The sequence below is a fragment of the Psychrobacillus sp. FSL W7-1493 genome, from assembly GCF_038004905.1.
In the GTDB taxonomy this organism is placed as follows: Bacteria; Bacillota; Bacilli; order Bacillales_A; family Planococcaceae; genus Psychrobacillus.
In genome coordinates, this window is the sequence record NZ_JBBOSB010000001.1 from 2,836,372 (window position 1) to 2,861,186 (window position 24,815).

Annotated in this window: 25 protein-coding genes; 6 read left to right on the top strand and 19 right to left on the bottom strand. The window is 35.6% G+C overall.

Translation table 11 applies throughout. The annotated features are described in order from the left end of the window. Positions 1-17: 17 nt before the first annotated feature. The 3 genes from MKX96_RS14395 to MKX96_RS14405 form a co-directional block, all read right to left on the bottom strand. Positions 18-3,077, bottom strand: coding sequence for an efflux RND transporter permease subunit (locus tag MKX96_RS14395; RefSeq protein WP_340884518.1), 3,060 nt, complete (start codon positions 3,075-3,077; stop codon positions 18-20). Positions 3,078-3,881: 804 nt separating this feature from the next. Then, entirely contained in the window at positions 3,882-5,456 is a 1,575-nt protein-coding gene (locus tag MKX96_RS14400; RefSeq protein ID WP_340884519.1) for a peptide chain release factor 3, read from the bottom strand. Positions 5,457-5,577: 121 nt separating this feature from the next. Then, entirely contained in the window at positions 5,578-6,627 is a 1,050-nt protein-coding gene (locus MKX96_RS14405) for a M42 family metallopeptidase (RefSeq protein WP_340884521.1), read from the bottom strand. Between the two features lie 107 nt (positions 6,628-6,734). Between MKX96_RS14405 and MKX96_RS14410 the strand changes: the two genes are divergently transcribed. Further along, on the top strand, positions 6,735-8,324 hold the full coding sequence (locus tag MKX96_RS14410; RefSeq protein ID WP_340884523.1) for a two-component system sensor histidine kinase NtrB: 1,590 nt from the start codon (positions 6,735-6,737) through the stop codon (positions 8,322-8,324). 173 nt (positions 8,325-8,497) lie between these two features. Here MKX96_RS14410 and MKX96_RS14415 read toward each other — a convergent pair whose 3' ends face one another. Both MKX96_RS14415 and MKX96_RS14420 read right to left on the bottom strand, forming a co-directional pair. After that, positions 8,498-10,675, bottom strand: coding sequence for a sensor domain-containing protein (locus MKX96_RS14415; RefSeq protein WP_340884525.1), 2,178 nt, complete (start codon positions 10,673-10,675; stop codon positions 8,498-8,500). Positions 10,676-10,865: 190 nt separating this feature from the next. Continuing rightward, a complete protein-coding gene (locus tag MKX96_RS14420) occupies positions 10,866-12,254 on the bottom strand; it encodes an aldehyde dehydrogenase (protein WP_340884527.1) in 1,389 nt (462 codons plus the stop codon). A gap of 313 nt (positions 12,255-12,567) precedes the next feature. On the opposite strand from MKX96_RS14420, the gene MKX96_RS14425 reads away from it, so the two are divergent. After that, a complete protein-coding gene (locus MKX96_RS14425) occupies positions 12,568-12,723 on the top strand; it encodes a hypothetical protein (protein ID WP_340884529.1) in 156 nt (51 codons plus the stop codon). A 364-nt stretch (positions 12,724-13,087) separates the two neighbouring features. Here MKX96_RS14425 and MKX96_RS14430 read toward each other — a convergent pair whose 3' ends face one another. Beyond that, positions 13,088-13,672 carry a phosphatidylglycerophosphatase A family protein gene (locus MKX96_RS14430; RefSeq protein ID WP_340884531.1) on the bottom strand — a complete coding sequence of 195 codons (585 nt, stop codon included), beginning with the start codon at positions 13,670-13,672 and terminating at the stop codon, positions 13,088-13,090. Positions 13,673-14,176: 504 nt separating this feature from the next. Between MKX96_RS14430 and MKX96_RS14435 the strand changes: the two genes are divergently transcribed. The 3 genes from MKX96_RS14435 to MKX96_RS14445 are packed head-to-tail and all read left to right on the top strand — an operon-like array spanning position 14,177 to position 15,902. Beyond that, positions 14,177-14,899 carry an alpha/beta hydrolase gene (locus tag MKX96_RS14435; protein WP_340884533.1) on the top strand — a complete coding sequence of 241 codons (723 nt, stop codon included), beginning with the start codon at positions 14,177-14,179 and terminating at the stop codon, positions 14,897-14,899. Between the two features lie 56 nt (positions 14,900-14,955). Next, positions 14,956-15,471: a YjcG family protein gene (locus MKX96_RS14440; protein ID WP_340884535.1), complete on the top strand. Its 516-nt coding sequence runs from the start codon at positions 14,956-14,958 to the stop codon at positions 15,469-15,471. A 2-nt stretch (positions 15,472-15,473) separates the two neighbouring features. Beyond that, complete coding sequence (locus MKX96_RS14445) at positions 15,474-15,902, top strand: GNAT family N-acetyltransferase (RefSeq protein ID WP_340884537.1); 429 nt, start codon at positions 15,474-15,476, stop codon at positions 15,900-15,902. A 51-nt stretch (positions 15,903-15,953) separates the two neighbouring features. On the opposite strand, the gene MKX96_RS14450 is transcribed toward MKX96_RS14445, so the two are convergent. The 7 genes from MKX96_RS14450 to MKX96_RS14480 form a co-directional block, all read right to left on the bottom strand. Continuing rightward, entirely contained in the window at positions 15,954-16,265 is a 312-nt protein-coding gene (locus tag MKX96_RS14450) for a hypothetical protein (RefSeq protein WP_340884539.1), read from the bottom strand. A gap of 75 nt (positions 16,266-16,340) precedes the next feature. Further along, the gene (locus MKX96_RS14455) at positions 16,341-16,586 is read right to left on the bottom strand and encodes a stage VI sporulation protein F (RefSeq protein ID WP_340884541.1); all 246 of its coding nucleotides are present in this window, start codon (positions 16,584-16,586) and stop codon (positions 16,341-16,343) included. A 34-nt stretch (positions 16,587-16,620) separates the two neighbouring features. Next, positions 16,621-16,794, bottom strand: a complete 174-nt coding sequence (locus MKX96_RS14460) for a YjcZ family sporulation protein (RefSeq protein ID WP_169358869.1) — start codon at positions 16,792-16,794, stop codon at positions 16,621-16,623. Positions 16,795-16,858: 64 nt separating this feature from the next. After that, a complete protein-coding gene (gene spoVAE, locus MKX96_RS14465; protein WP_298469861.1) occupies positions 16,859-17,224 on the bottom strand; it encodes a stage V sporulation protein AE in 366 nt (121 codons plus the stop codon). Position 17,225: 1 nt separating this feature from the next. Then, a complete protein-coding gene (locus MKX96_RS14470) occupies positions 17,226-18,233 on the bottom strand; it encodes a stage V sporulation protein AD (protein ID WP_340884549.1) in 1,008 nt (335 codons plus the stop codon). Next, positions 18,227-18,682, bottom strand: coding sequence for a stage V sporulation protein AC (gene spoVAC, locus MKX96_RS14475; protein ID WP_340884551.1), 456 nt, complete (start codon positions 18,680-18,682; stop codon positions 18,227-18,229). The genes MKX96_RS14470 and spoVAC overlap by 7 nt, the downstream gene beginning before the upstream one ends. Then, complete coding sequence (locus MKX96_RS14480) at positions 18,682-19,071, bottom strand: YhcN/YlaJ family sporulation lipoprotein (protein WP_340884554.1); 390 nt, start codon at positions 19,069-19,071, stop codon at positions 18,682-18,684. The genes spoVAC and MKX96_RS14480 overlap by 1 nt, the downstream gene beginning before the upstream one ends. Before the next feature lie 141 nt (positions 19,072-19,212). Here MKX96_RS14480 and MKX96_RS14485 point away from each other — a divergent pair, with 141 nt between their 5' ends. Then, positions 19,213-19,731 (top strand): CotY/CotZ family spore coat protein, encoded by a 519-nt coding sequence (locus MKX96_RS14485; RefSeq protein WP_298469850.1) that lies wholly within the window; start codon positions 19,213-19,215, stop codon positions 19,729-19,731. 175 nt (positions 19,732-19,906) lie between these two features. On the opposite strand, the gene MKX96_RS14490 is transcribed toward MKX96_RS14485, so the two are convergent. The 6 genes from MKX96_RS14490 to MKX96_RS14515 all read right to left on the bottom strand — a co-directional run bounded on the left by MKX96_RS14490 (position 19,907) and on the right by MKX96_RS14515 (position 24,813). Next, positions 19,907-20,293: a hypothetical protein gene (locus MKX96_RS14490; RefSeq protein WP_340884558.1), complete on the bottom strand. Its 387-nt coding sequence runs from the start codon at positions 20,291-20,293 to the stop codon at positions 19,907-19,909. Between the two features lie 52 nt (positions 20,294-20,345). Further along, positions 20,346-21,713 (bottom strand): magnesium transporter, encoded by a 1,368-nt coding sequence (mgtE, locus tag MKX96_RS14495; protein ID WP_169358863.1) that lies wholly within the window; start codon positions 21,711-21,713, stop codon positions 20,346-20,348. A gap of 292 nt (positions 21,714-22,005) precedes the next feature. Continuing rightward, positions 22,006-22,920, bottom strand: a complete 915-nt coding sequence (locus tag MKX96_RS14500) for an RluA family pseudouridine synthase (RefSeq protein WP_340884560.1) — start codon at positions 22,918-22,920, stop codon at positions 22,006-22,008. Next, complete coding sequence (locus MKX96_RS14505; RefSeq protein WP_340884562.1) at positions 22,920-23,723, bottom strand: NAD kinase; 804 nt, start codon at positions 23,721-23,723, stop codon at positions 22,920-22,922. The genes MKX96_RS14500 and MKX96_RS14505 overlap by 1 nt, the downstream gene beginning before the upstream one ends. Before the next feature lie 18 nt (positions 23,724-23,741). After that, positions 23,742-24,401, bottom strand: coding sequence for a GTP pyrophosphokinase (locus tag MKX96_RS14510; protein ID WP_340884564.1), 660 nt, complete (start codon positions 24,399-24,401; stop codon positions 23,742-23,744). A 28-nt stretch (positions 24,402-24,429) separates the two neighbouring features. Beyond that, the gene (locus tag MKX96_RS14515) at positions 24,430-24,813 is read right to left on the bottom strand and encodes a UPF0738 family protein (protein ID WP_340884566.1); all 384 of its coding nucleotides are present in this window, start codon (positions 24,811-24,813) and stop codon (positions 24,430-24,432) included. Positions 24,814-24,815: the final 2 nt, after the last annotated feature.

Genomic DNA, 24,815 nt, shown 5'->3' on the forward strand with positions numbered 1-24,815 from the left:
TTCGGAGCTTTTCATATTTAAGATGATTTTATTTTCCTTGTCTCTTTGTCCACTAAACTATAGATGATTGGCACTACAAACAATGTTAGTAAAGTCGAAGCAACTAAACCACCAATTACAGTTAAAGCCATTGGTTGATTTATTTCTGTTCCCTCTCCAATTCCAAGGGCTAATGGAATTAAACCTAATATTGTCGTTAGAGCTGTCATTAGTATCGGACGTACTCTATCTCGTACGGAAGTCGTAATTGCCTCGTAGGATGAATAGCCATCTGCTTTACGCTGGTTAATGTAATCTACTAAGACTATCCCATTATTCACAACAATTCCAACAAGTATTAATATTCCAATCACAGCTGAAACGCTAATAGGAGTACTTGTAAGGAATAAGACAATTCCAATTCCTATCACGATTAACGGTACAGTAAACATGATTACAAACGGATATTTATAAGATTCAAACTGAGCCGCCATTACGATAAACACTAAGACTACCGCCAATAAAACAGCCAAAATCATATCATTTTTGGCATTATCCATCAACTCTCTGTCGCCACCAAAATTGACCTGCACTTTATCATTAAAGTTTTGTTTCTCTATTACTTGATCAATTTGTTCGGACATATCCCCTAGTGTATTTTCTGACTCATACTTAACAGAAAATGCAACCGCACTAGCCTGGTTTAAGCTTCGTATAGCTACTGGTCCCTCAGCAACCTCTATACTTGCAACATCCTCAAGGTTTACAAATTGACCTGATGGAGTACGCAGTTTTAATTGCTTTAAGGTTTCAATATTTTCCCGGTCTGATTCGTTATATTTAACGTAAACTCCGTAAACTTCATTGTCTTCCGAGATTATTTGGGAAGCCAACACACCTCTCGTTACATTGTTAACCATTTGAGCTACTTGTGCAGGAGCGAGACCTAGTTCAGTTGCTGCATCTCGCTTAACAATCATTTGCACTTCCTCTACGGTAGAAATAATGTCATTGTTGACCTTAGTTACGCCTTTTATTTTTTCTAAATCAGCCTGCAAATCAGCAACGGCTTGGTTTAATATATCTTTATCAGCAGAGGAAATATTGAAAGATACCACATTAGGTGAGGAGCCTGATGCTGTTTGAACATTAAAGTTTATCTCTGCTCTTTCTCCTATTGCTTGTGCTATTTTAGGCTGTACTTTATCTACAAATTCAAAAGTAGATTGACTTCGTTCATCAAGCGGTATTAGTTTCACAGAGATTTCTGCGATGTTAGATCTAGAAGTACCTCGAGACATGCCCTCTTGACTTCCGCCTACAAAGCTTACATAGACATCTACATCCTTCTGTTCCTGCAATATATTCTCTATCTCGTCTACTACTTCATTTGTAGATGTAAACGATGAACCATTTGGTAGCCTTACACTAATAGAAGCAAAGCCCTCATCCGTAGGAGGTAAAAATTCAGTACCTACACGGAAAATACCAAATACAGAAATAATTAGTAAAGCTAATGTCATAGTAAGAACTAAAGCTCGGTGACCTAAAGACCACTTAACTGACTTCTCCAAATTGTTGTAAGCCTTCGATCTTCGTCTTCTCGCCTCTAAATCTCCTTTTGGTTTTTTTAACATTCGACTAGCCATCATAGGTATCACAGTGAGTGCAACAAAAAGTGAGGCAATAAGACTAAAGGAAATAGTTAACGCAAATTCGGTAAATATCTGCCCTATAAGACCTGAAAGGAAAATTACAGGTATAAATACTGCTACAGTTGTTAAAGTAGAGGCCGTAATTGCACCACTTACTTCTTTTGTGCCTATTAAAGCTGCAGCTTTAGGGTCTTTTCCTAAACCGAGATGCCTTTCGATATTCTCAATAACAACAATCGAATTATCAACTAGCATCCCAATTCCCAATGCAAGTGCCCCGAGCGTCATTATATTTAAAGAAAAACCTGCAAAGTACATCAGTAAAAATGTCACAATAACAGAATATGGAATTGCTACACCAATAATAATTGGACTTCTAATCCCTTTTAAGAACACGAACAAAACTACCATTGCCAATAAACCACCTGTTACTAAAGTGGTTCCAATATTGTTAATGGCCAGCTTTACGTAATCCCCTTGATCAAAAAGAATATCCGCTGTAACTCCCTTATATTCCTCTTTCTCTAGCTGCTTGTCCAAAGCTTCTTGAAAGGCTGTAGATACTTGTGCAGTATTTGCACTAGATTCTTGGAGCACAGACAAGAGAACAGCCGGCTCTTCATTGGCTCTTGTTTCACTATTTGTTTCTTGTTCGGCTAACTGAACTGTTGCAACATCGGAAATAGTTATTTTCGAACCATCAATTGGGTTAACAGTAATAATTAAATTTTGTATTTCTTCAACAGAGGTTAATGAGCTCATAATTCGAGTAGTTAAGGACATCTTTTCCTCTGTTTCTATTGGATCTCCAGGAAGAGAAATATTATTCGCTTGAATTAACTGGACAATATCACTTTGAGTTAGTCCATTTTGAATTAATTTGTTTTGATCTAATAATATCTGCACTTCTTCGACAAGTGAGCCAGATATATTAACACTTGCAACACCCTCTGTGCTGATTAATTCTTTTTCTAGCTCTTTTGCTATCAATCGAATATCTTGTCCATCATCAGCAGCTCTTAGTGATAACTGAATGACTGGAAACTGTGCAGGATCAAATTTTAAAAATCTTGGTTTATCTGCTCCAGTAGGTACGGGCACTAAATCTATTCGTTGCATGATGTCCAATTGAACATCATCCATATCTGTAGACCAATCAAATTCTAATAAAATAAAATTAGCGCTTTCTTGAGAGGTACTACTGATTGACTTAATACCAGGTAAGGTACTTAAAGAAGTTTCTAATGGTTTGGTTATTTTTTCATCTACCTCTATTGGCCCAGCACCAGGATAGTTAGTTACAACAACGCCGATTGGAGGATTTAACTCTGGGATCAATGTGATTGGAATTTTAAAAAAAGAAACAGCTCCTAATATAACTACTAAAAACATAATTACAGTAGTAAATACAGGTCTTTTTATAGAGAAACCACTAATTTTCATATACAGGGAACCACCTTTACTTTCGCTATTTATATCATATGCTCTATGACGTAAGAGTTCAAATTTTATTATTGCTTAGGGATAGATAAATAAAGAGAATATAACAATTGTATAACTTTTTTCTATGCCGTAGAAATGTGCAGAAACAACTAATAACGTTAATTACGAACTACTTCCCCTTTCATACACAGCCGATGATGGTTAGAACGGGTAGCTCTCCAGTTATATAAGTTAAAAATACCACGATTTCACTCACCTCAATGGAAAATGTACTTCTTTAATTTATTCTTTCTGCTCCATATAGAAATCAAATTCTCTCGTTTTTTATAATAAAAAGCTTTGTTAAAGTTATTGGTTGATTTTGACTAACAATTCTTTTTATAGTGACTGTAAACATTATGTAAGTGACTTTCAAATGACTATTGTAATCATAAATAAATTATGAAATTGGGGTTGGACAGTTTTTCAGCTTTGTTTATGCGAGTAAATTGATTAGCGCTTTATCGATGCTAAAACTGTTCCCATTTATTGATTGGAGCGCCAGACGGCGACTCCAGCGGGAGGAGGGAGACAGATAAGACATCACAACCACGCGCGTCAGCGATGGGTGGTGGCTTATCGCTCCCCCCGCGGAAAGCGTCCGGCTGGTGCGGAAATCAATTCTACTCTCTGATCTAAGATTTCTTTGTATCATAAATCAACCCTACTCTTTAACATAGCCTAATAAAAAAAGTAACCAAAAGAATGCGAGCATTCTTCCGATTACCTTTATTTACAATTCCCTATTTGGTAGGGATCTATACCTTATAGTAAGTTATATAGCTTTATATGCTCATATTTGTCTTGGAACCAGCGAGTTGCAAATTCATTTTCAAATAAGAATACATAGTGATCATAACGATCTTTTACTAGCATGCTTCTTGGACCTGTCATCGATTCTTTTACATCTTCTTCGTTTTCAATCCAACGAGCTACCTTCGATCCAATTGGCTCCATACGAACTTCTACATTATATTCGTTTTTCATACGATGCTCGAATACTTCAAATTGAAGCTGTCCAACTGCGCCAAGAATTACTTCTTCTGTATGAAGTGTTTTGTAAAATTGAATTGCACCTTCTTGTACAAGCTGCATGATACCTTTATGGAAATGCTTAGATTTTAATACATTTTTAGCAGTAACCTTTACAAACATTTCTGGCGTAAATTGAGGAAGCTTTTCATAATTAAATGCTTTTTTCCCTCCAACAACCGTATCGCCAATCTGATAATTTCCTACATCATAAAGACCAATAATATCTCCTGCTACTGCAGTTTCAACTGTCTCACGGTCATCAGCTAAAAATTGAGTAGACTGAGTGACTTTAAACGTTTTTCCAGTACGTGCCAGAGTAACAGTCATTCCACGTTCAAATTTCCCCGAAACGATACGTACAAATGCTATTCGATCTCGGTGAGCAGGATTCATATTCGCTTGAATCTTAAAGATAAAACCGGAAAAATCTTCGTTCAAAGGATTTACTTCTTCTTCAACATCTGTCATTCTCGGCTGTGGAGTTGGAGCAAACTGAAGATATGTTTCTAAGAAGGTTTGCACACCAAAGTTAGTTAATGCACTACCAAAAAATACAGGTGTTAAATCACCAGAAAGTACTTTTTCCTTATCAAAATCATTCCCTGCTTCATTTAACAACATAATATCTTCCATAGCTTGCGTATAATAAGATGTTTCTTTCATAGAATGATCGACAGCTAATTCTCCTTCATCATCTAAAGGAAGATATCTTTCAGATTCCTCTGTGCGGAATTGCTCAATTCTATGATTGTAGCGATCGTAAATCCCTAAAAATTCTTTTCCCATACCAATAGGCCAATTCATTGCATAGGATTGAATTCCAAGTACTTCTTCTAGCTCCTCCATTAATTCAAGAGGTTCTTTACCTTGTCGGTCTAGTTTGTTAATGAAAGTAAAGATAGGAATACCGCGCATGCGACAAACCTTAAATAGTTTTAATGTTTGAGCCTCTATCCCTTTGGCAGCATCTACAATCATCACTGCACTATCCACAGCCATCAATGTTCTATAAGTGTCTTCACTAAAATCCTGATGTCCAGGTGTATCTAATATATTTATACGACAATTATTAAAGTCAAATTGCATAACAGAGGATGTTACAGAAATCCCACGTTGCTTTTCAATTTCCATCCAGTCTGAAGTTGCAAATTTCCCAGATTTTTTCCCCTTCACTGTACCTGCATCACGAATAGCTCCTCCAAAATATAAAAGCTTTTCCGTTATAGTCGTTTTACCAGCATCTGGGTGGGAAATTATTGCAAAGGTTCTTCTCTTAAGTATTTCTTCTTGTAATTGTTTGTCCATATTTGTATATCTCCTTCTTATTCACTTTTTTATCATATGGATTTACTAGCAAAAATACAAGTAAAAAAAGAACTAGCAGACAATTTTACAAATTAATCGTAAAAATGTCTACTAGTATCCATTACAGAATTTCAGATTGTATATAAGAATACAATAGCTTCGCTGTATTTTCTAATGATTCAATATGCGTTCTTTCATATGCATGCGACGCTTCGATTCCTGGTCCAAACAATGCATGCTTGACATCAAAACCTGCTCTTATTGCAGCAGAAGCATCAGAACCATAGTATGGATAGATGTCTAACTTATAATCGATTCCTTCTGCCTTAGCTAGTTCTACTAAGTTTCGGGTTAATTCATAATGATACGGCCCAGAGGAATCTTTTGCACAAATGGAAACAGTATACTCATCCGAGGCTTGTCCATCGCCTATTGCACCCATATCTACTGCTATATATTCCACTGTTTGTTCTGGAATGTTAGAATTGCCCCCAAATCCAATTTCCTCATTATTAGAAATATAAAAGTGTGTTGTATAAGGAATCGTCCATTTATTTTCTTTAATAGCCTTCATTAGTTGGAGTAAAAGGGCAGTACTTGCTTTGTCATCTAAATGACGTGACTTGATAAAGCCAGATTCCGTTTGCTCAAATCGAGGATCAAATGAAACAAAATCCCCGACCTCTATACCTAACTCTCTTGTTTCACTAGCATTTTTTACTTTCTCATCCACTCGTACCTCAATGTTTTGCTCATCACGAGCGAGCGTAGTCGCATTTTTATATACATGTACTGTTGTTTGATGCATGAGAATGGTGCCCCGTATTTTTCTTCCATCTGCAGTATGGATTGTACAATACTCACCTTCTACTGCGTTCCAGTTAAAGCCACCTACCATTGCAAGCTTCAATCTGCCAGAAGACTTCACTTCCTTTACCATAGCTCCCAAAGTATCGGTGTGTGCTGTCAGTAAACGATGTTTAGTATCATTTTCACCTGTAATGGTGCCAATAAGCGCTCCCTTGTTAGTTCTAATATAATTCACATCAATATCCTTTAAAAACTGCTCCATAAAGTCCATGATGTCCTTTGTATAACCGGAAGGACTAGGAATTTCCACTAATTGTTTTAGCAAAGAGACAGTCTCTTGCTCTTGGAATTTGTATGACATAATGACTCCTCCTTTATTCTTACTCCATCTTATCAAAATCTTGTATTTTCAGATACCTCTAAATAGGCTAATATAAGAAGTATCTAATTTGATAGGAGGTGGGAAAAATGGAATATATTAATATTACGAAAGATAAAAATAAATTGTTTTTCATTATTTTTTCCTGTTTTACCGTATGCCATATTATTCTTGCAACACTTTTACATAACAAGGACCTATTAATTTATCTGTACGCTGGGATTGTATACCTACTCATATTATCGTTGTTATGTTGGGTAAACTCAGAGAACCCAATTATCCAATACATTTTGTTTACAACACTCAATCTTTATCTATTAATCTTGAATATATACAGTGACAGCGTAGTAATGATAGTATTTTTTATTTACCCAATATACATCGCAGTCATCTATTCCAACATCGTTCCTAGAATATTATTATTCTTTCTAACTATCATTGAAATTCTTGGTCTCATCTATTATAAATATGATGACTATACATATATTTTGTCCTCAGAAGATTTAATTGCTTTTATACTACTTTTAGCTATACTTATTTTCACTTCCATCTTAAATACATACTTTGACCGTAAATATTGGAATAAGATTTCTGAACTAAATACTTCTATGAGAAAAGAGCAATATTCGCGAGAAAGTTATTTACAGCTTTTTTTTGACAATGCGAAGGATAGTATTACCGTATTTGATAAAGACAATAAAATAATAGAGGTAAATCCTGCATTTGAGGATTTATATGGTTGGAAAAGGGAAGAAGTAATAGGAAAAAGTGTTTCTATTTTATCCCCACAATATCAGCTAGATGAAGCAAGAAAACAAGAGGTATTAAAAGGGGCCAGCTATCATTTTCTCGAAACAACTGATCGAAAAAAAGATGGAACTTATTTTGATGCCCAAATCACTTTTTCTCCTATTTATGATTACCAAAACGAGCTCATTGCTCTTTCTATAATTAGTAGGGACGTTAGCTTTAAAAAAGAAACTGAGAATTTATTACTACAATCAGAAAAGTTAAAAGTTGCTGGGGAAATGGCTGCTGGAGTAGCTCATGAGATTCGAAATCCTATAACAGTTATATCTGGCTTTATGCAGATTATGAATGGGGACCCTACTCAGCCCTATTACCGTTACACGAAAGTAATTGAAAACGAAATTGAAAGAATCAATTACATTATTAGTGAATTCCTAGTTTTAGCAAAGCCACACGCAAAATTGCCAAAGAAATATGATTTAACTCAAACATTAGATGACCTTCTCGTTTTGTTTCAACCCGAGATTAACTTGAATGGGATATTTTTGACTACTGATATTATAAAAGGTCCAATACACCTTTATGGTGAGGAAGGTCAGATGAAGCAAGTACTTATTAATCTAGTGAAAAATGCGATAGAGGCAATTTCTGACAATGGCAAAATCCATATTAGCTGTTCCATCGATCCCCAGGATATCATCCTTATTAAAATTAGAGACAATGGAGTAGGAATGGACAAGCAGATTGTAGAGAAAATTTTCGATCCATTTTTCTCTACTAAGATTAACGGGACAGGCCTTGGAATGATGATTTCCGAAAAAATTATTACTGAACATGGTGGAACGATTGCCATTGAAAGCCAAAAAGGACAAGGAACTACGGTAACTATTCAGTTACCTTACACTTCAAACACAGAGGCTACGGGCTAGTCTCTTCTTTTTATATCCATTGCATCAAAGACTTACATCCTCCATATACTAAGTAAAAATACCTTGAGAAGTGAATCTCAAGGTATTTTTACTTTAGTAGGAGTTCGCTAATTCTCAAAAATGAAAAGGTAGTTATCATCCAATTTAAAAGATTAAAAGATCCCCATATAATTTTATATTTGCGAAGCCAATAGCTTAAATCCCGGAACGTCTTCCACACGAAGAGGCTTAGAATAATAGAAGCCTTGGACAATTTCACAATTATGCAGCTTTAAAAACTGGATGACTTCCTCTGTTTCCACACCTTCTGCTACTACTTCTAAACCAAGACTTTTGCCTATTTTTATAATAGAGGACACTATTACTTCGTCTCTTTTTTCTATGATCTGATTCATAAAGACTTGGTCTATTTTTAAAGTGTGAATAGGGAGTTCCTTTAAATAACGGAAATTTGAAAAGCCGGAGCCAAAATCATCCATTGCAATTCGAACACCGTGTTGTTTTAAATCATCCAATATACTAGACAGCTTGCTTATATTTTTCATTAGAATGTTTTCCGTAATTTCCAATTCTAGATAATGTGCTGGAAGCCCCGTCTCATGAAGAATATATTTTACATTGGTTGTAAAGTCATTTTGATCTAACTCAACTGGACTTATATTCACAGATATTGTACTAAAAGACAATCCCTCTTTTAACCATTGTGTAGCTTGCTTACATGCTTCCTTAAGAACATACCTACCAATCGGAATAATTAGCCCTGTCTCTTCTGCAAATGGAATATACTCATTCGGAGGAATAATATTTCCCCCCTTTCTATTCCATCTAATAAGAGCTTCATAGCCTTGAACCTTGTTGGTAGTTATGTTTAATTTCGGTTGGTAGACTAGAAAGAATTCGTTCTTTTTAAGTCCCTTTCGAATATCACTCTCTAAAGACAATTTATCTATATATCCTTTTTCGTATTCAGATGTATACAAGACTGCTGTTCTCTTCCCTTTATCTTTCGATTCATTTAACGCTAAATCTGCAGCTCTATGTAAAGCGGTATAACTATCGCCGTGTTCAGGAAAGCAGGAAATTCCAATAGAGCATGAAATGTATAACTCCATTTCATGAATGCTAAACGGCCTTTCAATTTCTTTTAATAAAAGTTGGGCATTACTTAATGAGTCTCTACAAGAAAAATAGTCATCCTCCAAAAGGATAACAAACTCATCCCCGCCCATCCTATATATCTTGGCGCCTTTGTTATAGAATTTCTTCATTCTTTTAGAAACCTTTTGTAATAGCAAGTCCCCTGTAACATGACCTAATGAGTCATTAATATTTTTAAATCGGTCTAAATCAATATATAGAAAACTAAACTTTTCCTTTAATTTTATCTTAAGCTGGATATCCCTATTTAACGCTGCAGTATTGTATGTATTTGTTAAGTGATCCTCGTACGCTAGCTCTGATAGCTTCCTTCTAGTGTTTTCTATTTCCGTAATATCATTTCCTATTCCTATAGCGCCCATTATTTCACCTTCTTTTTCAATAGGTGAGATGGTGATATGAATGCATTTCGGCCCAAACCACTCTTTATAAGAAACTTCCTTCCCTAAAAAGACCTTTGAAATATTCTCCTTAAATCTATCAGATATTTCTTTAGGGAAATAATCCATCGTCTGACTGAAGGATTGAGATGTTTGTTCCGCAAACAGTTCATTGGAAGGGTGAATCATCGGAATTCCTCTTTCCAAAAAATACTCTGTTGCTATCTTTCCGGTTAGTAGGGTAAAATTCAACTCTTTATCTAATCTAAAAATTAAGTTGTTTACATGCCTCACTACAGTATCAAAGGAATTAATGATATTAGTCTTTAAACGTAGCTCATTTTCTTTTTCAGGCGTTATATCTGTTCGAATACTTAAAAAGTATGTACCTTGGTCAATCGTATTAATAGGCAAAATATAAGTCTTTACCCAATACAATTCTCCATTTTTACGTTTGTTACATATTTCACCTACCCATGTTTGACCATGAAGAATAGTTTTCCACAATTCTTCAAAAAAACCAGACGGGTGGGTGAAGGAATTAATAATTCGATGAGTTTTTCCGATTAATTCTTCACGAGAGTAACCAGATATCTCTGTAAATTTGTCATTTACATATAATATTTTTCCTGCACGATTAGTTAAAGCTATAATCATTGTTTTATTTACTGCATAGCTCATCAGATTCATTTTATATAATGTATCTTCAAGTTTTTCTCCCAAAAGGTTAATATCTGACAATGACTCTTTATGTAAAGCTTCTTTTACTGTGAGCAATAAATCTTCGGAACCTGTTCCAAATATGGACTCCATAATTTGTCCTCCAATTTTAATTTATCGTAAAAACCTAACCGCTTCACTTCAAATATTAGTAAAAAAGATACAAAATGTCAATATTGCATTGATATAATAGGATTATTCATTGTCACCATTTGGACATTAGTTAATTATAACGCACTAAAGGTGCGACAATTTTATATCATCGCACCTCCAAAAAATACTATTATTTTAATAAACTTCTTACTAGCTTTATTTTGTTCTTATAAGGCGGGAATGCTACATTAAGAGGTATAGTTGTGCTCTTCTTCACAATAGATTTCTGATGAGTAAATAATTCAAAGCTCGCTAGCCCATGATATGCACCCATTCCAGAGTTTCCTACCCCACCAAAAGGTAAATGTGCACTACCTGCATGCATGATAGTATCATTTATACAACCGCCTCCAAATGAAAGCTCTTCTAGGAAATAGTTTTGAGCCCCCTCATGCTCACTAAACATATAGGCAGCTAAAGGTTTAGGAAATTTTCTAATCTGACGAATAATATCAGGTAACTCTTTGTAAGTGATTACAGGTAAAATTGGTCCGAAGATTTCCTCCTGCATAGATGGACTAGAAAATTGCACACCATCTAGAATTGTAGGCTCTATATATAAATCTTCCTTGTCTGATTTTCCACCAAAAATAATCTGGTCCTTTTCTTGTACAATCATTTTTTGTAGTCGTTTAAAGTGATTGGTATTAACTATCCTGCCGTAGTCTGGACTTTCTTGTACATTTTCTCCATAAAAATGATGAATTGCTTCCTGTAATTTTTCAATTAGCTTGTCTTTTACCTGCTCTTCTACTAGTAAATAATCAGGTGCAATACAAGTTTGTCCGGCGTTCACTAATTTCCCCCAAATAATACGTTTAGCGGCTAAATCTAAGTTAGCTGTATGATCGACAATAGCCGGGCTTTTCCCACCTAATTCTAAAGCAATAGGAGTGAGTCTTTTAGAAGCTGCTTCCATTACTACCTTCCCTACATTTACACTACCTGTAAAGAAAATAAAATCAAATGGAGCATGGATTAAAAGGGAAGTTTCTTCTTTCTCTCCTTCCACAACTCTTATATAATGCGGATGAAATGCCTCTGTAACAATCTTTTTCACTATATTAGTAGTGTAAGGAGTAGTTTCTGAAGGTTTAATCATGGCACAATTACCGCCAGCAATTGCACCAATTAACGGTTCCATTACTAATTGAAAAGGATAGTTAAATGGGGCAATAATTAATACAGTTCCATAGGGGTCACTAATAATCTGACTTTTAGATGGCATTAAGGCCATTGGAGTCTTTACCTGTTTAGGTTGCATCCAGTGCTCCAAATTTTTGTTCATGTTTGAAATACTTTCATATATTAAGCCTATTTCTGTCGTATATGACTCAAACTCACTCTTTCTCAAGTCCTTATAAAGAGCTTCAATTACTTCAGTTTCATACTTCTTAATCGTTTTTTTCAACACTTCTAATTGTTCGATTCGAAACTTCGCGGATTTTGTTATGCCTGAGTAGTAAAAAGCATGATGCTCCTCTAACATAATATCCAACTGCTGTGAATTAAATTTCACATAAATCATCTCCTCATCGACTTTGTTTTGTAGTAAAACTTCTTTAGTGCTAAAAGACCTTCTTGCTAAAGCATACTATTTTTTTCAAGTAGACGAAAGAAATTGGATTTTCTAACTAGTACATTAAATGATTCAAAAATGGCATACTACTTTTAAAGGATGAGTTATAAAGTAATCTTTTTAACCGTTCTTTAACCAGTCCTGTCTTATGAAAAGTTTTAATTTCGTAATTAGTGTTTGATGGTGCAACAAATTGGGGTATATAAAAATCAAATGAATTATTTAAAAGCTTTTAAAAAGGAGAGGAAATATAATGACTGAAACTCAAACATGGTGGGAACCTATTTTTCAAGGACCAATGTCCATAGGTTTAAACAAAGAACGTTTACAAAATGAACTAGAAGAGGAAACTTTTTTATATTTCCAACAAAGTGACTCTACTATAACCGAGCCAACTACAATCGAATAGATTATTTTCTAAAAGTCAGTTTTTTTATTTTGAATTAGTAATATATCGTAGTTACTTAGAACATGTAGGAGGAGAGTCCGAAGATTCTCCTCCTTTTAATATGGAGATCAACGCTCTTATATATTTTATTCTTTACAATACTTTAGAAATAATGTACCTAATCATGTTAATTGATAAAATATAAACTCAAAATCATTATATTTATGTGAATGGAAAAGAGGGATAATAACTTCGCCTCCACTCATTGGAAATTACCAATTGATAGGCGAAATAAATTGTACTAATAAATTCATTTAACTAAAAAGACTGCAAACAAACTTCAATTTCAGTTTGTCCACAGACTTTAATACGATTATATATTATATTATGTTGTTGCACCTTTAATTTTAGTTTCTGGAGCTGTTTCTTCTGGTGTTATATCTTCAAAGGTTTCATTTGCTTCTTCTAAGTCTCTCGTTCGGTGAGCGAGACGAGATGCTGCGCTAGCAGCGATACTTGCAACTAAATCATCTAAAAAGGTATGAATACTTCCACCCTTCTTTGTATCTAGTTTTGATATAATACCTATTTTATTCTTGTCAAGATGCCCAAACGTGGTGACGGCTATACTTCCATATGTAAATACAGCGCCTAATGCGATTGTTTCATCTACTCCGAACAAACCTTCATCTGCTTCTACAATTTGCTGAAGAGGAGCGGAAAGCATCTTCTTCTCAGCAAGCTCATCTAATTCAATACCAACTAAAATGGCATGCTGCATTTCTCTTTTTTTCATGACGCTCTTGATCGACTCAATACAATGTTCAATTGTTAATCCTTTATTATAAGGAAACTGCATTTCATATACTATTTTAGCAACCTCTTCGATGGTAACCCCTCTACGTTTTAAGGCATCTAACGTGGCTTGCTCTACTGTTCTCGAATGCACTCTTAATGATTCATTTTCCAAAAAAATAACCTCCTTATAATCTAAAGCTTTGTTAAAGTTATTGGTTGATTTTGACTAACAATTCTTTTTTATAGCGACTGTAAACATACACAAAGGAACTTTCAAATGGCTATTCATAAATAGATGATGAAATGGGGGTTGGTGACAGTTTTTCAGCTTTGTTTATGCGAGTAAATTGATTGCTTTATCGATGCTAAAGCTGTTCCATTTATTGATTGGAGCGCCAGACGGCGACTCCTACGGGATGAGTGAGACAGATAAGACATCACAACCACGCGCGTAAGCGATGGGTGATGGCTTATCGCTCACCCCGTGGAAAGCGTCCGGCTGGTGCGAAAAATCAATTCTACTCTCTGATCTAAGATTTCTTTGCACCCTAAATCAACCCACCGTTTAACATATCCTAATCTAACAATGTAAAACAATCCTTGTGAACTCCTCTTATTATACCTCTTTACCAGTATATGATACAATTTCTATATAACATGACAACGAGGTGTAAATATGAATCGAGGCACATTACAAGACATAACAATTTACAGTAAAGCGTTAGATGAAGAGATCCAGTTATTAATTTATTTACCTCCCAATTATTCACCATTATACAAATATAGTGTTTTAATCGCATCAGACGGAAAAGACTACTTTCAGCTTGGCAGAATATCCAGGATTGCAGATGAGTTATATGAAAACCGGGAAATAGAAAACTTAATCATTGTGGGCGTGCCTTATAAAAATGTAAAAGATCGCCGAAGTAAATATCATCCAGAGGGAGAACAACAGCTTGCGTATTCAAGGTTTATAGCACAAGAGCTTGTTCCTTATATTGATGAAAATTATCCCACTTATCAAATTGGAATGGGAAGAGCTCTAATAGGTGATTCACTGGCAGGAACAATTTCTTTGCTTACTGCTCTGAGATACCCAAACACCTTCGGCAAGGTCATCCTTCACTCCCCTTTGGTTAATGAAGAAATATTAGAAAAGGTGGAAAATCATAAAGAGGTAAGTGCTTTTTCCATTTATCAAGTAATAGGAAATGAAGAAACGGCAGTTAAAACAGGAGACGGACTACTCACCGATTTCCTTACACCTAATCGACAACTTCATGATTTGCTAAAAAATAAAGGAGTTTCTACCTTTTACGACGAATTAAATGGAGACCATACATGGAAGCTTTGGCAGCCAGATATTAAAAGATCACTGCTAAACAATTTCAGTCTGTAGGGTATTTTTGATATAATAGAAATATATTGTAAGATAATTATAAGGAGGTCATGATTATGAAATACGGTATTGTTGCTTTTCCATCAAAAAAGGTACAAGATTTTGCAAACTCTTATAGAAAGCGTTATGATCCCCATTATGCCCTAATTACTCCTCATATGACATTGAAGGGAGTTTTTGAGGCAGATGAAGCCCAAATTAAAACAATAGCTAACCATATTAATGATATAGCTAAAAAACATAAACCTTTTACTATGAAAACTACAAAGGTAAGTTCTTTTGCACCTGTAACAAATGCTATCTATTTTAATGTTCAATCAACTCCAGAGCTAGAGAAGCTTCATGAGGATTTAAATTCTATTGAATTTCATGATGATGAAACGTATTCGTTTGTTCCTCATATTACTATTGCACAAAAACTTAGTGGAAGTGAACACGACGATATTTTACCTCAATTAAAAATGATTGGTGCACAGTTTGAGGAAGAAATTGACCGAATTCACCTGTTGTACCAATTAGAAGACGGTTCATGGACCGTATATGAAACATTTAGATTGTCTGGAGCTGAGTAACCTTGGTATTTGCAAAAATTGTTGAAACAGAGAAAGAATATGAGGATGCTATTCATATAAGAAGAAAAGTGTTCGTAGAGGAACAAGACGTTCCTCTACATTTAGAGTTAGACGAATATGATCTGAATTCCACGCATTTTGTAGCCTATGATGGAGACACTCCTTTTGGAGCTGGCCGGATCCGTATTGCAGAGCCCCATGTCGGTAAAGTAGAGCGAGTATGTATCTTACCAGAGTACAGAGGGAAGCATTTAGGTAACTTGATGATGGATTGTATGGAGAAATATGCGATGGATCATCAATTTAAAAAGCTAAAGCTTAATGCTCAAAGTCAGGCGCTACCTTTCTATGAAAAAAGAGGGTATACTATTACATCCCCAGAATTTCTGGAGGCAAATATTCCTCACCGAGCTATGGAAAAAGAATTATAATCCTACATAAGCAAAACCCGCTAACGGTATGTTAGCGGGTTTTGTTTTTGCTTAAATATAGGTATTTACAAAATGACCTTTACCTGATATTTCTGCAATAATAGGTGATAAATTGACGGGGTTAGGTTGGATAAAGCCTTTGTATAATGGCAAGCTAGAAAGTTCCTTATTACCCGATAATTGCTTCTCTTCTTTTTGTTCTACGTCTTCATTTTGTTGAAGGTTTGTTAAGTGATTATCAAAAAGTGATTTCATTTTAACTGTTTGAACATTGCTGATTTGAGCAAAATTATATTCTTCCATTTGCATTCGATTAGCATAAATTTGTGACTGCAAAGGTTGAACTGGAATAATATACCCCATTCTTATCCACCTCCATTATAAACTCTATGCTCTTTACCCCATTTGAAATTACCTTAAACCTCTTTTTTAAAAAAATTACAACATTTTTTCAATATCAGTTAAACTGATGGAACTTCCTTTTTGGAGGATAGAGTTCGTCAGCTGATCTTCTAATTCTTCAGAAACAGGTTTGTTAGCTACCCTACCTACTTTTCTTACGATTTTTCTAACTTGATGTTCATCAGTAAAATCCGCATTTGAAATAGCGTTAGCTAATGTAAAAAGCTGATCCATTGATACGCCAGTTTTATTCTCAATCGCTCTAAAAAAAGAATTTTGCATGTATTTTCCCCCTCGCATTATTTATATCCAGGTGTTAAGGGAGAAAGGTGCTTCCTACTATTATTAAAAGAATGAATAACACTACAAGCAGAACAAATGCGTTAGAACCTTGAAAACCACCGTATCCTCCACCATCATAACCTCCGCCATAGCCATAGCCGTAACCACCACCATAGCAAAAACTTTCGCCACCACAATAGCCGTACATATCTTTCCCCCCTTCCTTTCAACTTATAGTATGCAAAGGGGTAAGAGGAAGTAGGGCATTTTAATTAGTAGGTGGTTTTCCGTTTCTGAAATATAAAGGCTCCAATGATACCAAATAAGATTGCTGCGCTAATACCTGAACTAGTTACTTCAAACATTCCTGTTATTACTCCAACTAATCCGTGCTTCTCTGCTTCGGCCAACGCTCCATGAGTTAATGAGTTTCCAAAAGAGGTAATTGGTATAGTTGCACCAGCTCCAGCAAAATCGATGAGAGGCTCATATAAACCAAACCCATCTAGAATCGATCCTGTAACAACTAATCCACTTAACGTATGGGCTGGCGTAAGCTTAAATGCATCCATTAAGATTTGCCCAACTACACATATTAATCCACCTACTACAAAAGCTGTAATTAATGATGATATCATATTATCCCTTCTTCTCCATTCGACATTCTATGGCATGTGCTATACAAGGGATTGTTTCCCCTTGTTGATAAGTTAAAGGGGACAATAGAGCCCCTGTAGCTACTAACAATACTCGGTTAAACGTTCCTTTTTTAAGTTGACTATAAATATGGCTAAAGAATACAGAGGCGGAGCAACCAGGACCACTCGCTCCAGCATTAAAAAATTGGTTGTCTCCATAATATTGAGCACCAGCATCCTGTAAAATAACTCCACTATTCTCGTCTTGGAACATTTCCTTTAATATAGAAAGACCTATTTTCCCAAGATCGCCAGTCATAATTAAATCATAGTCAGTCATTTTGCTATTCGTGTTTTTCAGATGCCTTTCAATCGTATCTCTCGCAGCAGGTGCCATTGCAGCTCCCATATGAAGAGGGTCCGATTGCTGGCCATCCACAACTCTGCCCATAGTAGCATGAGTAATATAAGGAGCATTTTTAGCCTTACTTTGTAATAATGCAAAAGCAGCTGCAGTTACTGTCCATTGAGCTGTTTTTGGTTTCTGAGCTCCGTATTCTAAGGGATATCTAAACTGTCTTTCCACAGAAGGGTGGTGACTCGATGCCCCGGCAAGGACATTCTTAGCATTTCCGGATTCTAATATAAGCGATCCAATGATAACTGCCTCCATTGAACTCGCACATGCAGAAAAAACACCGAAATAAGGAATAGCAAGCTTTCTTGCAGCAAAGTTAGAAGGTGACATTTGATTTACTAAGTCCCCTCCAATTAACAAGTCAATATTATCCATTTTTTCATGTGCTTTTTTTACTGCCGTAGAACAGGCCTTTTCAATAAATCGACTTGCTGCCTGCTCATATGTTTCATTAGTTTCTTTTTCAGTTTCTAGTATTTCATCAAAGCCCTCGGCAAATGGACTTGATTTTTCAACCGGACCAACGATTACTCCGGCACTTGCAATACTAGGTCGTTGCGTAAATGAAATCGTTCCACCGGTATTTACCACGAAACCACTCCCAATTTAACTAAAATAGTTTTAATTAAAGCCACTAAAAAAGCGGAAAGTACACCAAACACAATAACAGATCCTGCAAGCTTAAACATATTGCCACCTACACCTAAAACGTATCCTTCTGTCTTATGCTCGATGGACGCTGAAATTACAGCATTACCAAACCCAGTAACAGGGACCGCTGATCCTGCCCCTCCAAACTGAGAGATTTTTTTGTATAAACCTGTCCCCGTTAAAATCATGGCAATAAAAATCATCGTTGCTACTGTGGGATTACCAGCAGTCTTTTCGGTAAAATTGAAAAAACGTATATAGAAAAAAGTAATTAGTTGTCCAACTGTGCAAAATATTCCACCTACTAGAAATGCTTTAAAACAGCTCATAAATAATGGGGCCTTAGGAGTTTGCTTATCGACAATTTTTTGATATTGTTTTTGATCCATCATGTCTCTTCCTTCGATAGGGATTTAATGTCACTAATTGACTTTTTTAATTCGTCATTTTTCTTCTTCTTGTCTACTATTTTTTCAATTTCCCATTTAATTTTTATATCTCCTGTAACGATTACTTCTTTATCTGGAAACTCTTTTTCAATTGCTTTTTTTACTTCATCTTCTATTTTAACTTTTTGGAAACGTTTGAACCTCGGAATATCTATTGCAACAACCACATCATTGTTATCAATTACACTTTGATATCCGGCAATCTTATCCTGCTCCTTAAGGACTTGCTCAAGTTTTGAGGTATCTCTGTCCGAATACACCTGATCTTTAGAGCTAGAACAAGCCGTCAATAATAAAGACAACAGTAGAATATACACTATTTTGCGCATTTGGCTATTTGCTCCTCTTTTTTTAGGTTAGTATGTACGCAGACTTTGTAAATATACAAATGGAACTGAGCTATTTGCCCTTGTTCAATTAGAACCCTCAACATAAATTACTAAAGAAAGAAGCAAAGGAGGTGAAACAAAATGGGTTGTGGAAATGTAGATGACTTTAATGGTCATGATAGAACTAAACGTTGCGTATGTGATGTAGTTCGAGCTATCAAGGATATACAAGATCAAGCAGAAAATAATTGCGGTCCATGTCCAACTAGTTGCTTTTTAGAGCCACTTGGAGGACTTGTAAGTCCATCAAGAAATCAAGCAGATACACGTGTTTTTATGTTATTGACAAAAGATGGTGATCCTTTCAAAGCCTTCTTCCGTGATTTAACACCTAGACCAAATGATAATGATTGTGTATCAGTATTTTTCCGTGTAGAAGATATTTTTGATGATTGCTGTGCTACCTTAAGAGTTTTAGAACCACTTGATGCTCATAGGAAAGGGATCAATCTATTGAATGGTGATGGTACTAAGATTGATCTAAAACAAATTTGTAAAGTCCGTAATTTCGATTTAACTGGTAGCTGTGTAACTGTAGATTTAAATTGTTTCTGTGGAATTGAATGTGTAGCAGATGTATTCTTAGATGTGTGTGACTGATCGTCTTCCAATATTGTAGTGTCTTTTCCGTTCGGTTACTCACCGAACGGGTTTTTTTCATATGTCAAAGTATAATTTTCTCTTGCATAGTCCCTGCACTCGTTAACCTCTGTAAACAATGCCATATACTTATCGTGGTAAACAAAAAAGACTACCTATATAAGGTAGCCTCAAACTATTTCAATATACTTCCACGCCAAAATATTTTGTTTACTTGATGTATGGGATAGTTCTCTAAATTCTCGCCATTGGTACAAATTATTACCTGATCATCAGTCACTTCTTGCACTTCGCCTTGAATAATACTACCATCAACCATGTGAAAACTTAGCGGGCGATAAACTTTCCGTTGAAATGGTTTAGATAAAAATTTCAGTTTTTCAAATACAGCAATATTCTTCTCTGATATCTTATTCTTCATCTCATAAATAGAAGTACTTTCTTCTTCTATGATGGTCTCATCTACTACTATTTCTACTTCCTCCTTGGCGCGTATCTGTGGAGGTAGATGAAAAACAGGGGGACCGGATATATAAAGTATAGGATCATTTAAAGAGCTCATGGGCACATCCTTTTTTCCTTTACTTTATGCCAAAAAGTTTGGATTGGTGAATCTATAAAGAAGATATAAACAGGGTTGCTAAGCCCAAATAAATTAAAATACTAACTAGGTCATTAATAGTCGTTATAAATGGCCCTGAAGCTACCGCAGGATCGATTTTCAACCGATGAATAAGTAAGGGTATAAAAGATCCTCCAAGCGTTGCAAAAAATATAGAGCCAAAAATTGCTGCTCCTACAAGCATTCCAATTAACAGATCCTGTTTCCAGAAGTAAATGACCCCTATAACTAGTAAGCCACATATTAACCCTGTTATTAGACCTGTTCCTGCTTCACGAAATAATAGCTTCGTTTTACTTTGTTCCTCAATATCACCTGTTGCAATTCCTCGAACTGCTACAGCGAGAGCTTGAGTTCCACTGTTACCAGCCATCCCGGCAATTAAAGGAATAAACACAGCAAGCAGAGCTACCTTATCTAGTGTTTGTTCGAAAATACTCATAAGATTTGCTGTCATCATACCTAAGAAAAGAAGTATAACTAGCCACGGCAATCTTTTTCTTGCAGCAGAAAATGGCCCTTTATCGAAAGTATCCATGTCAGAAACCGCCGCAAGCTTAGAATAATCATCAGAAGCTTCTTCATCTAATACATCGATAATATCATCTACAGTTACAATTCCAAGTAGATGGTTTTCAAAATCTAGAACAGGAACAGCTAAAAAATTATAATCTTTGATCATTCGAGCAACCTCTTCTTGGTCCTCGTTTACTAGTACACTAACAACACGTTCATTCATAATATCTTTTATCAGGGTATCTTCATCCGCTACTATTAAATCCCTTAAGGATATTACTCCAGAAAGTCGATGAGCTTCGTCTACTACAAATAAATAATAAATGGTCTCTGCATCAGGAGCTGCATTTCTTAAAATGGTCATTGCAGAACGACAGGTTGAATTTTCTGGAATTGCTACATATTCCGTAGTCATAATAGACCCAGCAGTATATTCCTCGTAATGTAGCAAGTCTTTTATTTCCTGAGCAGATTCCTTATCCATAATATTTAAGTAGCTAGCAACCTGGGCATCCTCAAGCTCGTTTAAGACGTCTACTGCGTTATCAGCAAACATATAGGAAAGCATATCAGCTGCGTATGTCGTATCCATTTCTTTTAAGTAAAATTCATACAGTTCTTCATCAAACTTATTTGCTTCAAAAAGCTCTGCCATCTCTTTTGGAGAAAGATAATGAAAGATTTTCTGTCGCAGCTCTGGCTCTACCTTCTCAAAAAATAATGATTGATCGTATGGATGTAGCTCCATAAAAATTTCTCTAAATTCATCCATAGAATCTGCAAGTAAAAAATGAATTAAATTTGATTCTTCTAATTCTAATAAATCCATCTTTTCTTCTCTCATATCTTTCCCTCCCTTCGGCATTTATCCTTTACTATTGTAAGACCACAATTTTTATTAAGCAACTGCTTTCTTAATTTGGCAAAAAAGTTACATCAATATATTATTCCCCGGGAAATCATACTAAAACTAAATGTAAAAGAATTCACTACTTAACCCTACATTAGTACAATGTATAAAGTTGTTCTGTATCGATGTCACAACAAGACGAACACTACCTATCAAATGAAACAAGGGCAGCGATTTGATTCACCCCCCCTTGTTTTCATCCAGTATTTATTTTGAGTTTATTTACTCATTTATCTATCGTAGCTTTTTCCAAAACCGCCGCCATATCCATAGGATATTCATCTTCTATCGTTAAAGCTTGTTTTGTAAATGGATGCACCAATTTTAGTTGCTTAGCATGTAATGCCTGACGAGTCATTATAGCCAAACTTCCTCCATACAGATCGTCACCTATTAATGGGTGCCCCACTGACATCATATGTACTCTTATTTGGTGAGTCCTACCGGTAAAAAGCTTCAACCTTACATGAGTCAGATTTTCACCATTAACAGTAAATCTTTTTATTACTTCTACAGACGTCTTAGCTTGCTTACCTTCTGGGTCAATCCTTCGCTCAATAATGCTGGTATCCTTTCGGCCTATTGGGGCATCGATAAGGAAAGAATCTTGTTCTACACTGCCATGAACAATTGCCTCATAGGTTCTATAAATAGATCCAGCCTTTTGCATTTCACTCATTAAGTGATGAGCATGACGATGTTTTGCAATACAGACAATGCCCGACGTATCCTTGTCCAGCCTAGTCACGATATGTACGGTGGAAACAGATGAATTCTTTTCAAGGTAACCAGCAATCCCATTTGCTATTGTTCCCGTAGGATGCTCACGAGAAGGAATTGTACTTATCCCATCCTTTTTAGATATAACAAGTAAATGTTCATCTTCAAATAATATAGGAAAATACATTTCCTCGGCTATTAAGCCTTCGCTTTTTTTCTCTTTAGGAAACACAATAGTTACGAGGTCACCTTTTTCAAGTGTATGTCTAACTGTTTTTTCTTCCCCATTTACTATAATTTGACCACCTTCAAACTTAATACTAGTAAGGGCTTTTTTTGATATGCCATATTGGCTAATCGCTTCTCTTAGTAGAAGTGATTTGTCCACAGTGAAGGAAAGCTGTATTCTATTTTCCATCATTATTTTAAGTCACTATCTATAAAGCTGTCATGCACTCTAGTCCAAAAAGGAAAGGCACGGAATCTAGCAAAACGAACTTTTTCTTCTGCGACCTTATATTCAATAGAGGCAACGTCCTTATGTAGCAGGTGTAGATGATCGACAGTCACCATAAAATCTGGACCATTCACTGGTCTTAGTAAACAGGTATGATGCTTAGGCAACACTAAAGAAGAACCAACCGTACGGAACACTCGATTATTAATGGAAGCAATTTCAGCTAGCTGCATAGCCTCTAAAGAAGGATGTACTATTGCTCCTCCTAGTGCTTTATTGTAAGCAGTACTTCCTGATGGAGTGGACATACATAAGCCATCTCCTCTAAATCGCTCGAATAAGCTACCGTTTAGCTCCACATCCATCACAAGGGTAACGTCTGGAGATTTCACTGTCGATTCGTTTAATGCCAAATAAACAGAGCTATCTTCTCCATGCTTATAGTTAATCGTTACTTCAAGTAATGGATATTCGATAACTTTAAATTCTTTTTTGGCAATACTAATAACTAGTTTTTCTATTTCTGAAGGTTTCCAATCCGCATAAAAACCAAGATGCCCTGTGTGAATACCAACAAATGCAACAGAATCTGTCATATGCTTGTACTTATGAAAAGCATGCAATAATGTCCCGTCACCACCGATGGAAAGAACGATATCAGGATTCTCTTCATTTAAAGTTAGTCCAAAATCTGTAAGGTACATTTTAGCAGTTTCCATTAATTGATTGGATAGTTCATCATTTCGAGACTGTATAAAGAAATTCATTGTACCACGGCCTCTCTTTTATATTTTTTCTTCTTTTATGTGAGGTGGGGATTGTTCCTTGTTCTCACTAAAATATTTTTGTGCTTCCTGAATCTCACCTCGAATAAGTGACATCTCTTCATCTAAACGAAATGCGGCCTCTGCGGCATATTGCAGCCTGGTTTTAATTTCTTCTGGAAACACACCTTTATATTTGTAGTTTAGCGAATGCTCTATGGATGCCCAAAAATTCATTGCTAATGTACGAATTTGAATTTCCGCTAATATAGTAACCTCACCGTGAATTGTCTGTACAGGGTATTCAATGATGACATGAAAGGATCGATAGCCACTTTGCTTTTTATGACTAACATAATCTCTTTCTTCAATAATAGTCATATCTTTTCTACTACGGAGTAATTGGATAACGGTTTCTATATCATCTACGAATTGACACATCATTCGAAGTCCAGCAATGTCTGGGATTTCTCTTGCAAGTGTTGCAGAAGGTTCAAATACAATTCCCTTTTCTAATGACTTATCATATATACTAGCCAGTGGTTTAACCCGACCAGTTACAAATTCAATAGGGGAGTTAGTATTCTCAATATCAAATTGAGTCCGCATACCTTTCATTTTAACTTTTAACTCATCAACTGCCTGCTTATACGGCTCTAAAAAACGTTCCCATTGGCCCATACTACTAAACCTCCACTTTGAACACTTATTATGCTTTTAAAATTTCTTTAAAAGCATTTTCAACGGCTTGAGCAAATTCTGCTCCGTAGTTATCATTGCCTTCTATATTGAAAATTAGCATCTCTAACTCTTCTTTAAACTTCACTAAAACGACCCTTTGGTCTCCAATTTGTAAAATAGGATCCTCGGTAGCTTTTAAAGTATTAACTAGTAATGGCCATACATCCTGACCAAATTTAAGATAGTGATATTCGCTATCTCCTTCTAATAAATATACGAAAGCTAAAGAATCAGAATCTGTAATCATTTGTCCGCCAGCTTTTATATTTAACCCTTTAGGCACATCCTCTAAAGTAAACCGAATATCATTTTCTAGTTGCACGCCACTTTGTACTTGAAATGTAATAGGCAAAA